At 65.5% G+C, this 13848-nt stretch carries 13 protein-coding genes; 6 read left to right on the top strand and 7 right to left on the bottom strand.

Features of this window, described 5'->3' with window-relative positions; translation table 11 throughout:
* Positions 1-15 precede the first annotated feature (15 nt).
* The 3 genes from PY310_RS04135 to PY310_RS04125 all read left to right on the top strand — a co-directional run bounded on the left by PY310_RS04135 (position 16) and on the right by PY310_RS04125 (position 2610).
* Positions 16-561, top strand: a complete 546-nt coding sequence (locus tag PY310_RS04135) for a peptidylprolyl isomerase (protein WP_275212935.1) — start codon at positions 16-18, stop codon at positions 559-561.
* Positions 562-569: 8 nt separating this feature from the next.
* A complete protein-coding gene (locus tag PY310_RS04130) occupies positions 570-1451 on the top strand; it encodes a rhomboid family intramembrane serine protease (RefSeq protein ID WP_275212933.1) in 882 nt (293 codons plus the stop codon).
* 688 nt (positions 1452-2139) lie between these two features.
* Positions 2140-2610, top strand: coding sequence for a carboxymuconolactone decarboxylase family protein (locus PY310_RS04125; protein WP_275212931.1), 471 nt, complete (start codon positions 2140-2142; stop codon positions 2608-2610).
* A 210-nt stretch (positions 2611-2820) separates the two neighbouring features.
* Here the strand turns inward: PY310_RS04125 and PY310_RS04120 are convergent, their stop codons facing one another.
* Both PY310_RS04120 and PY310_RS04115 read right to left on the bottom strand, forming a co-directional pair.
* The gene (locus PY310_RS04120; protein WP_275212929.1) at positions 2821-3444 is read right to left on the bottom strand and encodes a DNA-3-methyladenine glycosylase I; all 624 of its coding nucleotides are present in this window, start codon (positions 3442-3444) and stop codon (positions 2821-2823) included.
* Positions 3445-3456: 12 nt separating this feature from the next.
* Entirely contained in the window at positions 3457-3711 is a 255-nt protein-coding gene (locus PY310_RS04115) for a cell division protein CrgA (RefSeq protein WP_275212927.1), read from the bottom strand.
* 173 nt (positions 3712-3884) lie between these two features.
* Between PY310_RS04115 and PY310_RS04110 the strand changes: the two genes are divergently transcribed.
* From PY310_RS04110 to PY310_RS04100, 3 genes are read left to right on the top strand one after another with little or no spacing between them, the layout of a single operon-like run.
* Positions 3885-4691 carry a class E sortase gene (locus PY310_RS04110; protein WP_275212924.1) on the top strand — a complete coding sequence of 269 codons (807 nt, stop codon included), beginning with the start codon at positions 3885-3887 and terminating at the stop codon, positions 4689-4691.
* 2 nt (positions 4692-4693) lie between these two features.
* Positions 4694-4864, top strand: coding sequence for a hypothetical protein (locus PY310_RS04105; RefSeq protein ID WP_275212923.1), 171 nt, complete (start codon positions 4694-4696; stop codon positions 4862-4864).
* On the top strand, positions 4861-5502 hold the full coding sequence (locus tag PY310_RS04100) for an aminodeoxychorismate/anthranilate synthase component II (protein ID WP_275212922.1): 642 nt from the start codon (positions 4861-4863) through the stop codon (positions 5500-5502). Before PY310_RS04105 ends, PY310_RS04100 begins: the two co-directional genes overlap by 4 nt.
* A 135-nt stretch (positions 5503-5637) precedes the next feature.
* Here the strand turns inward: PY310_RS04100 and pknB are convergent, their stop codons facing one another.
* Genes pknB through PY310_RS04075 form a run of 5 tightly spaced genes read right to left on the bottom strand, consistent with a single transcriptional unit; the run spans position 5638 to position 13845 of the window.
* Complete coding sequence (gene pknB, locus PY310_RS04095; RefSeq protein ID WP_275212921.1) at positions 5638-7599, bottom strand: Stk1 family PASTA domain-containing Ser/Thr kinase; 1962 nt, start codon at positions 7597-7599, stop codon at positions 5638-5640.
* 15 nt (positions 7600-7614) lie between these two features.
* Positions 7615-9354: a serine/threonine-protein kinase gene (locus PY310_RS04090; protein ID WP_275212920.1), complete on the bottom strand. Its 1740-nt coding sequence runs from the start codon at positions 9352-9354 to the stop codon at positions 7615-7617.
* On the bottom strand, positions 9351-10808 hold the full coding sequence (locus tag PY310_RS04085; RefSeq protein ID WP_275212919.1) for a peptidoglycan D,D-transpeptidase FtsI family protein: 1458 nt from the start codon (positions 10806-10808) through the stop codon (positions 9351-9353). Before PY310_RS04085 ends, PY310_RS04090 begins: the two co-directional genes overlap by 4 nt.
* The gene (locus PY310_RS04080) at positions 10805-12202 is read right to left on the bottom strand and encodes an FtsW/RodA/SpoVE family cell cycle protein (RefSeq protein ID WP_275212917.1); all 1398 of its coding nucleotides are present in this window, start codon (positions 12200-12202) and stop codon (positions 10805-10807) included. The genes PY310_RS04085 and PY310_RS04080 overlap by 4 nt, the downstream gene beginning before the upstream one ends.
* Entirely contained in the window at positions 12199-13845 is a 1647-nt protein-coding gene (locus PY310_RS04075; protein ID WP_275212916.1) for a PP2C family protein-serine/threonine phosphatase, read from the bottom strand. The genes PY310_RS04080 and PY310_RS04075 overlap by 4 nt, the downstream gene beginning before the upstream one ends.
* Positions 13846-13848 lie beyond the last annotated feature (3 nt).

Genomic DNA, 13848 nt, shown 5'->3' with positions numbered 1-13848 from the left:
TGAAAGAATGGCGTTATGACTGCCATCGCAACCGCAAAAGCAACCATCCACACCAGCCTCGGCGACATCGTCGTCAACCTCTTCGGGAACCACGCACCGAAGACGGTCAAGAACTTCGTTGGCCTGGCCACCGGCGAGCAGGCCTGGACCCACCCGGAAACGGGCGAGGACAAGACCGGCACACCCCTGTACAACGGCACCATCTTCCACCGCATCATCAAGGACTTCATGATCCAGGCGGGCGATCCCCTGGGCCGCGGCGTGGGCGGACCGGGCTACCAGTTCGATGACGAAATCCACCCGGAACTCAGCTTCAACCAGCCCTACAAGCTCGCCATGGCCAACGCCGGCATCCGGATGGGCAAGGGCACCAACGGTTCACAGTTCTTTATCACCACCATCCCCACCGACTGGCTCCAGGGCAAGCACAGCATCTTCGGTGAAGTCGCCGACGACGAATCCAAGAAGGTCGTGGACGCCATCGAAGGTGTCCGGACCGGAACCGGCGACCGTCCCGTCGAGGATGTCACCATCAACAGCATCGACATCGAGCAGCTCTAGCCCATCCCATGAGTTACGGAATTCCGGCGGCGGAGCCGTCCGCGCAGATTCCGGTGTGCCCCAGGCACCCGGACAGGCCCTCCTATGTGCGCTGTCAGCGCTGCGGGCGCCCTGCGTGCCCGGACTGCCAGCGGGCGGCCGCCGTCGGATTCCAGTGCGTTGACTGCGTCAATGAAATAGCCCGCTCGACGCCGACCGTCAAGACTGTGTACGGCGGCGTCGTCGCTGCCGGGAAACCCCTCGTCACGTTCGGCATCATCGCCCTGTGCGTGATTGTCTATGTTTTGCAGTGGCTCCTCCCCGCCGACTGGATCTACCAGAATCTCGCCTATGCCAACGTCTACGCCGAGCCGCAGTGGGGAGAGTTTGAGCCCTGGCGGATGCTGACCGCTGCCTTCCTGCACTCCCAGGGATTTATCCTCCACATTGTGCTGAACATGTACATGCTGTGGATCTTCGGCCAGGCCCTGGAGCCCCTCCTGGGGCGCATCCGGTTCCTGGCACTGTATTTGATCTCCGCCATCGGGGGCTCCGTCGGCTACCTCCTGCTGACTCCGGGGTATGTCCCGGGCGTTCCGCTGACGGGTGTCGTGGGTGCTTCCGGCGCTATCTTCGGTCTCTTTGGGGCGATGCTCCTGGTGCAGCGCCACCGGGGCGGTGACACCAGGCAACTTTGGATCCTGATCATCATCAACGGTGTGATTGGTTTTGTGGTCCCCCAGATCGCCTGGCAGGCGCACCTGGGCGGGCTGATCGCCGGTGGCCTGTGCGCCGCGGTGATCGCGTACACCCCCCGCGGCCCCCGCCAGGGCCTGATCCAGGCAGCGGGTCTTGCAGCCGTGCTGCTCCTCCTCATCGCCGTGAGCTGGGTCAGGGTGACCACGGGCTAGGCCCACCCCTCCGGGCGCCGCCTGCGCGGCCCGCGTCCCGGCACCTTTCAGACCTCGGACCACAGACCCCGGCGTCCCCTGTGGGCGCCGGGGTCTTCTGCGCCCGCCCGGTTGCCGTCCGGGCAGGCCGCTCGCGCGCGGCGGGCAGGCTGCAGGCGCTACCGGCTGGGCAACGGACCCCAACATCCTGGACACGGCAGCAGGTCGGGAAAACTTATCCACAGGGGTTATCCACATTGTTGGTAACTTACACACGTGTAGTTCTTTGCTCGGTGAGGCCCTGGCTCCCGGAAGCCAGCTAGTTTTCGGAACCCAGCGTTTCCGCTATCCACAATTGTGGATAACCTCTGGGGATGGGCCTGTGGTTAAGTGGAAAAAAGCCCTGTTTTCCCAGACTTTGTGGAGAACCTGCAGCTCGCGGCTGTCTGCGGGCTGCTGACGTCGGCCGGGTGGTGACCTGTCAACAGGGTTATGCACAGTGTTAATAACTTACAGACCGGTAGTTCGCTGTCCCGGGTTTCCGCAGCGGGGCCGCTGAGAGGTCACCGGCCTCCAGGCCTGTGGATTGTTGTCCACAGCTGTGGATAACTTGTGGGTAGTTCATTGTTAGTAAGTGGACAACTCCGGGCCATGGGAAGGTGTTCATAACCACCTTGAACCCAGATGCTCCCCAGCCAGGAGGACCGCCATGAGCGCCACGACCACCCAGCACATCTTTCTCGACAAGCAGCATCCAGTTGTTTGGCGTGCCCTGAACGGGCTGGGCCTGAAGGTGCGGGAGGCTGCGGAAGCGGCGGGGATCGACCGGAGGACCATTGAACTGCTCTACGTGCGTACCTCCCAGATCAACGGCTGCGCCTACTGCCTGGACATGCATGTGGGCGATGCGGTGAAGGCCGGCGAGACCCCGCAGCGTCTGGCCGTTCTGCCGGCCTGGCGCGATACGGCCCTGTTCACAGCCAAGGAGCGCGCGGCGCTGGCTCTGACGGAATGTATTACCGAGCTGCCGGATCACCGAAGCCGCGAGCATGAGGAGGCCTATGCGCGCGAACACCTCAGTGCCGACGAATTTTCCGCCGTGAGCTGGCTCGCCATCACCATCAACGCCTTCAACCGGGTTTCCATCACCAGCCATCATCCCGTCCGTCAGGAACGCTGACCGGATCCCTTCCCGGCCGCAACGGCCATGGAAAGCGGGCTTATCCACAGCTAATCCACACTGTTAATAACCGTGTGCAGGAACACTCCTGCCGCCCTTCCGTGCTTCAGGGCCTGCGCTGGATGCCGGGACTCCGGCTGCGCCGAAAGTTATGCACATTGTGGATAACTTTCCCAACAGTTGGGGAGAACTTTCCCAGCGAGGCCCGGATCAGGCGGGCCAGACTCCTGAGGACCCGCGGCGGTGGCTGGCCATCAAATGGGTGTCCACCATGCCGATGGCCTCCATGAGCGCATACATGGTGGTAGGGCCGACAAACGAGAACCCTTCCTTGCGCAGAGCCTTGGACAAGGCCACAGATTCCGCTGACTGGGTGGGGATATCCGCGTGGCTCGCCGGCTCTGGTGTCGCCGCGGGCTGGAACTGCCAGACGAAATCAACCAGGCCGCCCCGCTCCCTGAGCGAGACGGTGGCCCGGGCGTTGGTGATGGCGGCCCGGATCTTGAGCCGGTTGCGGACAATGCCGGCGTCCTGCATCAGACGCTCAACGTCGGCGTCGGTATACGCGGCGACCGTATCCGGATGGAATCCGTGAAAGGCGCTCCGGAAGGCCGGACGCTTGCGGAGGATGGTGGCCCAGGACAGGCCGGCCTGGAAGCCCTCCAGGCTGATGCGCTCGTACAGGCCTTGCTCGTCACGGACCGGCAGGCCCCACTCGGTGTCGTAGTACTCCCGCAGGAGCGGATCGACGGAGGCCCACGGCGGGCGGGCACGTCCGTCGTCGCCAATGATGGTGCCGTCTCCGCGGGCGGCAGCGCCTTCGGCGGGGATCACGCTGTACCGGCGTCAGGAGCGCCAGCGCGTGGTCATGAGGAAGCCGACAATGGCGATCCCGAAACCGGCCATGATGTTCCATGAGCCCCAGGCCGGCACGGGCAGGCGGCCTTCACTGATATAAAACGTGATGATCCACAGCAGTCCAATGATCATCAGTCCGAACATAACGGGCTTGAACCAGACCGCATTGGGCTTGTTTGCATGTGACGCGGATGCGGGCTGGGATCCGCTGGAAGTCTTCCGGCGTGACTTTGACTCGGGCACGTGCTCTCCTTGGCGGACTGGAGCAAGCTCGGCGCCGCGGGCTTGATATCCTGCAAGAAGGAAGTTGCCAGCGGTCTGCGCGATCTTGGTCAAATCTGGATTCTTACTAGCAGCCAATTCTAGCCGCAGTTCAGGGCGCACTAATGCCCGGCGCGGACCCCGGAGGAGAACGCGTGGTAGTGCAGGAGAGGGCGAGGCGCGCTGCCGTGCGGCCCGCCCGTGTACGCCCTGGCCGGGGCATCCTGCGCGGCACCGTGCAGGTGGTCGGTGAGCTCCTGATCACCGCCGGCCTGGTCCTGTTGCTCTTCGTGGGTTGGCAGCTGTGGTGGACCAACGTGGAGTCCGACGCCAGACAGAGCGCCGTAATCAAGGAATTCGCCCAGGAGCTGGGCACTTCGGCACCGGCGGCCCCTTCCGGGGATAGTGCGGCAGCGCCGGCAGCCCCGGTTGATTACGGTGACCCCGTTGTAGGTACAGCACCAGGGCATGCCGGCACCATCGGCATCATGTACATTCCCCGGTTCGGCAACAACTACACCCGCCCCGTTGTGCAGGGCACCACCGGCGATGTCCTGGACACCCTGGGCCTGGGCCATTACAACAACACGGCCATGCCCGGCGCGGTGGGCAACTTCGCGGTGGCAGGGCACCGGCAGACCCACGGGGCTGTGCTGGACAACATTCATACCCTTGTTCCGGGGGACAGGATCTATGTGCAGACCAAGGACGGATACTACGTCTACGTCTTCCGGAACAACCAGATCGTGATGCCGTCAAGCACCGATGTCCTGGAGCCGGTGCCCACCCGGCCTGGCGTGACCCCCACCGAAAGCTACCTCACCATGACCAGCTGCAACCCGCGCTTCGGCGCCGAGGAACGCATCATCGCCTATGCCCTGCTGGACAGTTGGCGCCCTGCCAGTGCCGGACCGCCCGCAGAAATCGCAGCCCAGGTGGCGGCGGCAGTGGGAGGCGGCTAAGCATGTACGGCTGGATCTTCCGTCATTTGCCGGGGCCTCTGTGGCTGCGGATTTTTACTTCGCTGGTGCTCATTGCCGGCGCCCTGGTCCTGATGGTCCAGTACCTGTTCCCCTGGATGTCAGATCTCACCCAGTTCACCGACTCAACGATTGGTGCCGCAAACCAGCCATGACTACAACCAAAATCCTCGTCGTCGATAATTACGACAGCTTCGTTTACACCCTGGTGGGCTACCTCCAGGAGCTCGGCGCCCAAACCACTGTTGTCCGCAATGACGACGTGACCCTCGACGAGGCAATCGAGATGGCAGAAAGCCGTGACGGCGTGCTCATTTCTCCGGGCCCGGGCAACCCGGCCGAGGCAGGGGTCTGCGTCGATCTGATCAAATGGTGCGGTGAGAACAACAAGCCAATGTTCGGGGTGTGCCTGGGGCATCAGGCCCTCGCTGAGGCCTACGGCGGCACGGTGACCCACGCGCCGGAACTCATGCATGGCAAGACGTCACTCGTGGAGCACAACGGCACCAGCGTGTTCGCCGGACTCCCCTCGCCCGTGACGGCCACGCGTTACCACTCGCTTGCGGCCGTGCGTGAAACCATTCCCGACGTTCTCGAAATCACCGCCCAGACCGCTTCCGGCGTGATCATGGGCCTGCAGCACCGCACCGCACCCCTGTGCGGCGTGCAGTTCCACCCTGAGTCTGTCCTGACCGAGGGAGGCTACCAGATGCTGGGTAACTGGCTGGAGTCGCTGGGCATGACGGGTGCGGCAGCCCGTGCGGCCACCCTGAGTCCGCTGATCCAGCACTGAGTTGATCCGGCACTGAGTTGATCCGGCACTGAGTTGATCCAGCACTGACAGGTACACGCGCCAAGGACGCGGGGTCACTTCCCGCCCGATATCCCCGCGGGGAAGGGCGGAAAGTGACCCCGCGTTGCTCTTGGGTTAGCCCCGGCCGGTCCGGGTGGGACTGGGGCTGGGAGTCGGTGTCGGCGAGGGTGCGGGCGGTGGCGGCGGTGGCGGCGGAGCCTTGGCCACCACCACGTTGATGGTTTTGCCCTGATCAACGGCCGCGTTCACCGGTTCGCTCTGGTCCGTCACCCGGCCGGCTTCCACTTCCGGGTTCTCCACCTCCTGGACGTTCGGCACCAGGCCCAGGTCCTTCAGGGTGGCTTCCGCCTCTGCACGGGTGCGGCCGCGCAGCTCCGGCATGGCCACCTTGCCGGTGGAGATGACAATCTCCACTGTGCTGCCCACTCCCACCATCTGGCCCGGCGCCGGGTTGGTGGTGATAACCCGGCCGCCCGGTACCGTGGCGCTGTTGGCCGTGGCGGTGGACGGGGCGCCTACCAGCCCCGTCTGCCGCAGGATATCCCGGGCCGCGGCCTCGGTCTGGCCGGGCAGGTTGTCTGGGACCTTCACAGCGGCGGGACCGTCAGAGATATTCAAAACAACTTCGGCATTGGGGTCCACCGAAGTTCCGGCCACGGGATCGGTGCCAATCGCCGTGCCGGCAGGGATGGTGTCGTGTTTGATGCGGTGGCTCTTCGGGCGGAGTTTGGCGCCGAAGAGTTCCTGCAGCGCCGCGGACTCCGTCATGGAGGTGACGGCAGGTATCTCCACCTTGGGCGGCGGCGGAGGCGGCTGGTTCATGATCTGGAACAGCCACAGACCGCCGCCGGCCAAAACCAGCAGCGTGAATATGATGAGCGTGGCGATCCAGGTACGACGGCGGGACTTCTGGCGTGCGGTTCGCTCGCGTTCCGGCGGGAGTCCCAACGGCAGCTCGTCCTCGTCCAGCCGCTCACCCAAGGCGGATGCGTGGACGGGAACTGTTGTGCCGTCGTCGTGCATGTCCGCGAGCTCAAAGCGCCCGGTCGGGGCGTCGTCGAGGAAACTGGCCCCCGTAACGGAAAACGCTTCGGTGGCAGCCGATTGCATGGGTGTGGGGACGTGGTCGTTGGGATCGGTGGGGGCCTCGGATGCCGGGAGCGCGGCAACAGGCACCCCGGCGCGGGCCGCGCGCAGGGCGCGACGGAACGCCGCGGCATCCTGGAAGCGGTCATCCCGGTTCTTCTGCAGGGCCTTGGCCAGGACGCTGTCCAGGGCCGGTGAGACCTCGGGATTCAGGCTGCTGGCCGGCTCGTGGATCTCGCGGACGTGCTGGTAAGCCACCGACACCGGACTGTCACCGATGAAGGGCGGCCGGCCGGTGAGCATTTCGTACAGCAGGCAGGCCGCGGAGTAGAGGTCGCTGCGGGCGTCGACGGTTTCCCCGCGGGCCTGTTCCGGCGAGAGGTACTGGGCGGTTCCCACCACAGCCTGCGTCTGGGTCATGGTGGCGGCCGAATCAGCCATGGCCCGGGCAATCCCGAAGTCCATGACCTTAATGGAATTGGACCCTTCCAGGACCATCACGTTGGCCGGTTTGATATCCCGGTGGACGATGCCCGCCTTGTGGCTGTATTCGAGCGCGGAGAGGACTCCGAGGCAGAATTCGATGGCCTGGTCGACGCTGACTTCCTTGGCCCGGATCAGGTCGCGGAGCGTCTTGCCCTCCACGAACTCCATCACGATGTACGGCACCCGGACGCTGTCCTCTGAACCGTCCTGCACGGTGTGTTCGCCCGTGTCATAAATGGCGACGATGGAGGGATGGTTCAGGGCAGCCACGGACTGGGCTTCCCGCTTGAACCGGGCGCGGAACTGCGGATCCCGGGCCATGTCCGGGCGGAGCAGTTTCACTGCCACCGTCCGGCCGAGCCGGGTATCCAGTCCCCGGTGGACGTCCGCCATTCCCCCGCGGCCGATCAGTCCGCCGAGTTCGTAGCGTCCACTCAGGACACGTTGGTTGTCCACCGGGACATTGTCCTCACGGTGCAGCGGGGTACGGGGCGAATCATTCACGAGGTGTCCTGGCGGCTACGGTGCGCAGGTTGGAGGCTGTCCCTGCACCTGACCCGGGTTGCAGGTGGGCAGGGTGGTGGAGGCGGCCGACGGCGACTGGGCTGCGGTGGGGCGGGGCGCCGCTGTTGGGGTTGTCTGCGTCGGGGTGGGGACAGGCGCCGGTGCGACGGCGTAGGTGATGGTCACCGGGGTCCCGACTTCCACCCTTCCCGTCCGGGACAGCGCAATGACCGAGTCCGGCGCGGAAGTCGCATCCACCTGCGGCTGGATGGTGACATCCAGGTTCATGGCGGAGAGCTGCGACTGCACGGTCCGGTAGTCCTTGCCGAGATATGCCTCGGGAATAATATTCACCGTCTCCACGGTGGGGGTCGGCGTGGCACTGGGCTGGCTGGGCGTCGCCGACTGCGAAGTCCGGGTGGGGCTCGCGCTCGTGGACGGCGGACTGCTCGACGCGGAGGTGGTGGCCGCCTCCTTGGCCGGGAAAAGAATTCCCTGCTGGGTAAGCAGGAACCCAACCAGCGCGAACAGGACCAGCAGGATCAAGGCGACCAGCGGCCACGTCCAGGGGCTGCGGCCCCGACGGGCGGGTTCATCCGCAGGCTCGTCGTCGTACGTTTCTTCTTCCTGGACCCAGCTCCGCTCGGCAGCCAGGGCATCTGCACGCGAGAGCGTGCTCCCGGCTCCGGTCATCGCCGTGGTGGCAGGGCCGTCGGCATCGGCTGCGCCCGCGGCCGCCGCACCGGCCGCGGCACCGCCGGCAGCTCCGGCAGCTGCGGCGCCGAGCACCGGCAGGGCCGACGTCGACGTTGTGCTGCTGTCCTTCTGGCTGATGACACCGGTGGGTGCCGTGGCTACGTCCACCGGCGCCGTGATGGGCCCGGTGTCCGCCTCGTACAGCAGCATGCCCGGAACCGCGGCGTGGGCCGCGCTGATGTCGCCGTTGCGGATGGCTTCGGCAGCCTCGGACAGCTTGATCGCGTTGGCCGGACGGTTCTTGGGATCCTTGGCCAGCATGGACATCAGGAGCGCCCGGACCGGCTTCGGCAGGCTTTCGGGCAGCGGCGGCGGTGCATCATTCACCTGGGCCAGGGCGATCGCGATCTGGGACTCGCCGGAGAACGGGCGGTGGCCGGTGAGGCACTCATAGCCGATCACACCCAGGGCGTAAATGTCCGAGGCGCCGGTGGCGACCTGGCCGGTGGCCTGCTCCGGGGCGAGATACTGGGCGGTCCCCATCACCTGGCCGGTCTGTGTCAGCGGAACCTGGTCAGCCAGGCGGGCGATGCCGAAGTCCGTCACCTTGACCCGGCCGTCCGGGGTAATCAGCAGGTTCCCGGGCTTGATGTCGCGGTGCACCAGGCCCTGCGCGTGGGCCACGGACAGTGCCCTGGCGGTCTGGGCGATCATGGACAGCGTGCGGTCCGGGGACAGCACCTGTTCGTGTTCGATGATGCTGCTCAACGGCTGGCCCGGGACCAGCTCCATCACAAGGTAGGCCGAGCCCTCTTCCTCGCCGTAGTCAAAGACGTTGGCGATGCCCACGTGGTTCAGCAGCGCAGTGTGGCGCGCCTCGGCGCGGAAACGCTGGAGGAAGCCGGGATCGCCCGTGTATTCCTCTTTCAGCACCTTGATGGCGACGATCCGGCCCAGGACAAGGTCCTTGGCCTTCCAGACCTCTCCCATCCCGCCGATCGCGATCCGCGTGGTCAGCTGGAATCTGCCGCCGAGGGTGATTCCCGTTGTTGGCCTCACTTATTCAACACCGCCTCAAAAATCTTCTTCGCATTCGGACTGGTTAGCTTTGCGCCGGTGGCGATGTCCACGCCCTCCATGGCGATGGTGACACTCACCTGCGGGTTGTTCGCCGGGGCAAAACCGGTGAACCAGGAGTTGTTCAGGCCGTTGCCCAGCTCAGCGGTTCCGGTCTTGCCTGCCACCTGGACGCCGGGGACGCTCGCGCCGCCGGCGATGCCCTGGCTCACCGCGCTGGCCATCCATTCAGTGATCTGTTTGGCGATTTCCGGGCTGGTGGACGTGCGGAGCGCCTCGGGTTTGGGTTCGTCAATGACCCGTAGATCCGGGGACCGCAGCGTCTTGATCAGGCTGGGTTTCATCTGCACGCCGTTGTTGGCGATGGCCGCGGTCATCATGGCGATCTGCAGCGGGGTGACGCGAATGTCCTTCTGGCCGATGACCGACTGAGCGAGTCCGGGCGCGTCCAGGTTGTCCGGGAAACCATTGCCCTTGGCGTACGCGAGTTTGAGCTGGTCTCCCACGTCCTGGCCGAAGCCGAACTTGGTTGCCTGTTCGGCGATGGCGTCCCGGCCAAGATCCAGGGCAATGCTGGCGAACGGGGTGTTGCAGGACTGCTGCAGGGCGAACGCAAACGTGGCGGTGTCCCGGGTGTAGCAGTTGCCGCCGGCGTAGTTGGGCAGGGTGTACGAGATGCCGGGGAAGGGCAGCTGCGCCGGGTTGGGCAGCTCGCTGTCCTTGTTGTATTTTCCGGAATTGAGGGCGGCGGCGGTGGTGACGAGTTTGAACACGGAGCCGGGCGCGAGCAGCTCACCGGTGGGACCGCTGACGTTTTGGTTCAGGTTGATCCCGGGAACCTTGAGCAGCTCGTTGATGTTGGCTGCTTCCGCAGTGGGGTCCTGGGTTGCGATGAGGTTGGGATCGTAGGACGGTTTGGAGGCCATGGCGAGGATGGCGCCCGTCTTGGGATTGGTGACCACGATGGAGCCGCGCTGGCCGTCCGGGATGAGGTCGTATGCGAGCTTCTGGATGGCAGGATCCACCGTCAGCTCCACCGAGGCGCCTTTCGGCTGGTTGCCCAGGAAGAGCTGGCCGATGCGGTCCAGGAATTGCTGGTCCGAGCTCCCGGCGAGCTGGTCACGCATGGCCTGCTCCAGCCCGGTGGCACCGTAGTTCTGCGAGAAGTAGCCGGTGAGGCCGGCGTAGAGCTGCGGCTGGGGGTAGGTCCGCTGGAACCCGCACTGTTCGGAGCCCGGCACGGATTCAGCCACGGGGTTTCCGCCCACAATGATGGCGCCCCGGTCGTTGCAGTAGTCCTGCAGGATGGCCCGGTTGTTCCAGGCATTCGCTTTCAGATCGTCCGCGCCGATCACCTGGACGTAGCTGATGGCGCCGAAAAGCAGCGCGAACAAAGCGATGGCCGCAACCCATGAGTTCCTGATGGCCTGGTTCACAGGGGTTTCACCGCCTCGGTTGGTTTGTTGGTGGCGTCGGGTGCTGTTTCGTCACTCGGCGGCAGGGGTGTGGTGTCCACGGGGCCGCGGGCCGTATGGGAAATCATCAGCAGCAGGCCCACAATGATCCAGTTGGCCAGGAGCGAGGACCCGCCGGCCGCAAGGAACGGGGTGGTGAGCCCGGTCAGCGGAATCAGGCGCGTCACGCCGCCGATGACCACGAAACACTGCAGCGCCACCGCGAAGGACAGCCCGCACGCCAGCAGCTTTCCGAACGCGTCCCGGGTGCCCAGGGCTGCCCGGAACCCGCGCGTGAACAGGAGCAAATACATCATGACGACGGCGAAGAGCCCGATCAGCCCCAGTTCCTCGCCGAGCGAGGCGATGATCATGTCGCTGTTGGCGAAGGGAACCAGGTTCGGCCTGCCCTGGCCCAGTCCCGTACCCACCAGGCCGCCGCTGGCCATACCGAACAGGCCTTCGACGATCTGGTAGCTGCCGCCGAACTGGCGTCCGTACACCTCTTCAGTGAAGGCGTTCAGCCAGCCGTCGATCCTGAGGCCGACGTGCGAGAAGACCTTGGACGCCACGAAGCCGCCGCCGACGAGCAGCGCCACGCCGATCACCACCCAGCTGATCCGGCTGGTGGCCACGTAGATCATCACGATGAACAGGCCGAAGAACAGCACCGATGAGCCGAGGTCGCGCTGGAAGATCAGCACGCCGATGCTTACCAGCCAGGCCGTGATCATGGGGCCCATGTCCTTGAACCGGGGGAACTGCAGGGGACCGATTTTCCGGCCGGCCAGCAGGATCAGATCGCGGTTGGAGGAAAGATACCCCGCGAAGAATATAGCCAGCGTGATCTTGGCGATCTCGCCGGGCTGGAAAGTCATGGGGCCGAGCCTGATCCAGACACGGGCGCCGAGAATCTCCCCGGCCGAGATCCCCGGAACCAGCGGCAGAATCAGCAACAGGGCGCTCACCGCGAGGGAAATGTAGGTGAACCGGCGCAGCATGCGATGGTCCTTGAGGAACCAGATCACTGCGATGGCCACGGCCATGGCGATCAGGGTCCAGCGCAGCTGGTTGTTGCCGGTGTCGTCGCCCGGGGCATCCAGCCGGTGGATCATGGCCAGGCCCAGACCGTTGAGGGCCACCACCAGCGGAAGTATAACCGGATCGGCATACTTAGCGCGGATGCGCAGCACCAGATGGAATGCCAGTGCGGCCACGGCCAGCAGGCTGGACTGGAACCAGAAATCGGAGTCGAACGCCTTCGCCTTGTCCACGCCCACCATCATGTTGGCGCCGACGCCAACGGCGAGGGCAAGCGCGAGAAGGAGCAGCTCCACGTTGCGTCGCGGCTTGGGTATGGTGCTGAGCTGGCTCATCGGACCCCCTCACAGACGGCTGTCGGGCTGGTGGACGGAGTGGGCGTGGGAACGGGCGCGGGATTGGCGGCGTCCGGAGGCGGAGCGGGTGCGGTGGGCGTGGGGCTGGGCGGTGTGGCGGAAGCACTCGGCGAGGCGGTCAGGCACTCATCGGCGGGCGCTATGGTGCCGGTCCCCTCGAGGTTCTTCACGATCCGCTGGGCGTCATACAGGTCCCGCGCCGGAACTGTCTGGCGCACCCGCTGCTGGGAGAACAGGGGCAGGGAGTCCATCCGGATTTCGGTCACTGCCTCCAGGGTGGAGAGCTGGATGGGCCCGAGGCGCTGCGAGACGCCGTTGTAGATGGCAACGCGCGAATCGAATTCCCCGATGTAGTACCGGGTCTGGGTCCAGGCGTAGCCGAGCCAGAGGCCCACGGTCAGCACCAGCAGCACGGAGGCGGCGATGGACCAGGTGACCCAGCGCCGGGGCTTGGCCGGCTCAAGGATCTCGTCAGCATCATCGGCAGCCGGGGTCTCGGCCTTATGGGTCAGGACCGTGGCTGCGCGCCTGGCCACGGTACGCCCGGCGATGGTGGGAATGGAGCCGGATTCCGCGGCGGTGGCAGCGGCCCCGACCAGTTCGTGCGGGCGGGAGGAAAGCTCCTGGCGAAGCACTTCGGCGGAGAGGTGCTCGCCCAGGTGCGGGTCCGTGGAGGTGCCCGGCTCAGGTTCGGCGGGCTGTTCTGCCGCAGGTTTCGGGACCGGTGGTGCGTCGCTGCCGGCATCGGCCGCGGGAGCGGGTGCAACTGTGGCGCCCGCGGATTCAGTCCCGGGTTGGGCGACGGCGGCCGCTGCCGGAGGTACGACGTCGACGGCGGCGGTACTGACGTCGTCGGGCATTTCCTCCACGATTTCAACCATGACCACGGTGACGTTGTCCGGGGATCCTGCTTCGAGAGTCAGGTCAACCAGCGTTTCAACGCACTCGCGGAGGTCCTTGGTCTCACGGACGGTGCGCTCGACGACATGCCCTGCCACGTAGTTCAGGCCGTCGGAGCAGAGCAGCCAGCGCTCCCCGGGCTTGACATCCATGGTGTCCACGTCCAGTTCGGGGCTGGCATCGACGTCTCCGAGGACGCGCATCAGGACGTTCTTGTGGGGATGGGTTTCGGCTTCCTCGGGCCGCAGCCGTCCCTCGTCGATGAGCCGCTGCACAAACGTGTGGTCCACGCTGACCTGTTCGAAGACGCCGTCGCGGAGGCGGTAGGCGCGGGAATCGCCGATGTGGGCGATGTGAAGCTTGCCCTCGGCGAGCAGCAGTGAGGTGACGGTGGTGCCCATGCCGGCCAGTTTGGGGTTGATGTGCACAAGTTCGGACAGCAGCGAGTTGGCGGTCTGAATTTCGTCGGCAAGGACGGTGACGGCATCGCCGTGGTAATCCCCGTGGTCCAGGTGCAGCATGTCCAGGACGGTGGCTGCCGAGGCGACGTCGCCGCCGGCGTGCCCGCCCATGCCGTCCGCCACCACTGCCAGATGCCGGCCCACATATGCAGAGTCGTCGTTTTTGGCACGCACACGGCCCACATCTGAACGCGCCGCGTAGCGCATGATCAGGGGCCGCTGTACGGGCTTGGCCTCGTCTGCGGGGGTTTCCTCGGCCATTGG

The organism is Pseudarthrobacter naphthalenicus (genome assembly GCF_029076445.1).
GTDB classification, from domain to species: Bacteria; Actinomycetota; Actinomycetes; order Actinomycetales; family Micrococcaceae; genus Arthrobacter; species Arthrobacter naphthalenicus.
This window is presented reverse-complemented; position numbering and strand designations above follow the sequence as displayed.

Bases quoted from the DNA above. Each gene is read 5' to 3' on its own strand.
- PY310_RS04105 (WP_275212923.1), top strand. From the start codon at position 4,694: ATGTACGGCTGGATCTTCCGTCATTTGCCGGGGCCTCTGTGGCTGCGG.
- PY310_RS04130 (WP_275212933.1), top strand. From the start codon at position 570: ATGAGTTACGGAATTCCGGCGGCGGAGCCGTCCGCGCAGATTCCGGTG.
- PY310_RS04135 (WP_275212935.1), top strand. From the start codon at position 16: ATGACTGCCATCGCAACCGCAAAAGCAACCATCCACACCAGCCTCGGC.
- PY310_RS04075 (WP_275212916.1), bottom strand. From the start codon at position 13,845: ATGGCCGAGGAAACCCCCGCAGACGAGGCCAAGCCCGTACAGCGGCCC.
- PY310_RS04080 (WP_275212917.1), bottom strand. From the start codon at position 12,202: ATGAGCCAGCTCAGCACCATACCCAAGCCGCGACGCAACGTGGAGCTG.
- PY310_RS04100 (WP_275212922.1), top strand. From the start codon at position 4,861: ATGACTACAACCAAAATCCTCGTCGTCGATAATTACGACAGCTTCGTT.
- PY310_RS04125 (WP_275212931.1), top strand. From the start codon at position 2,140: ATGAGCGCCACGACCACCCAGCACATCTTTCTCGACAAGCAGCATCCA.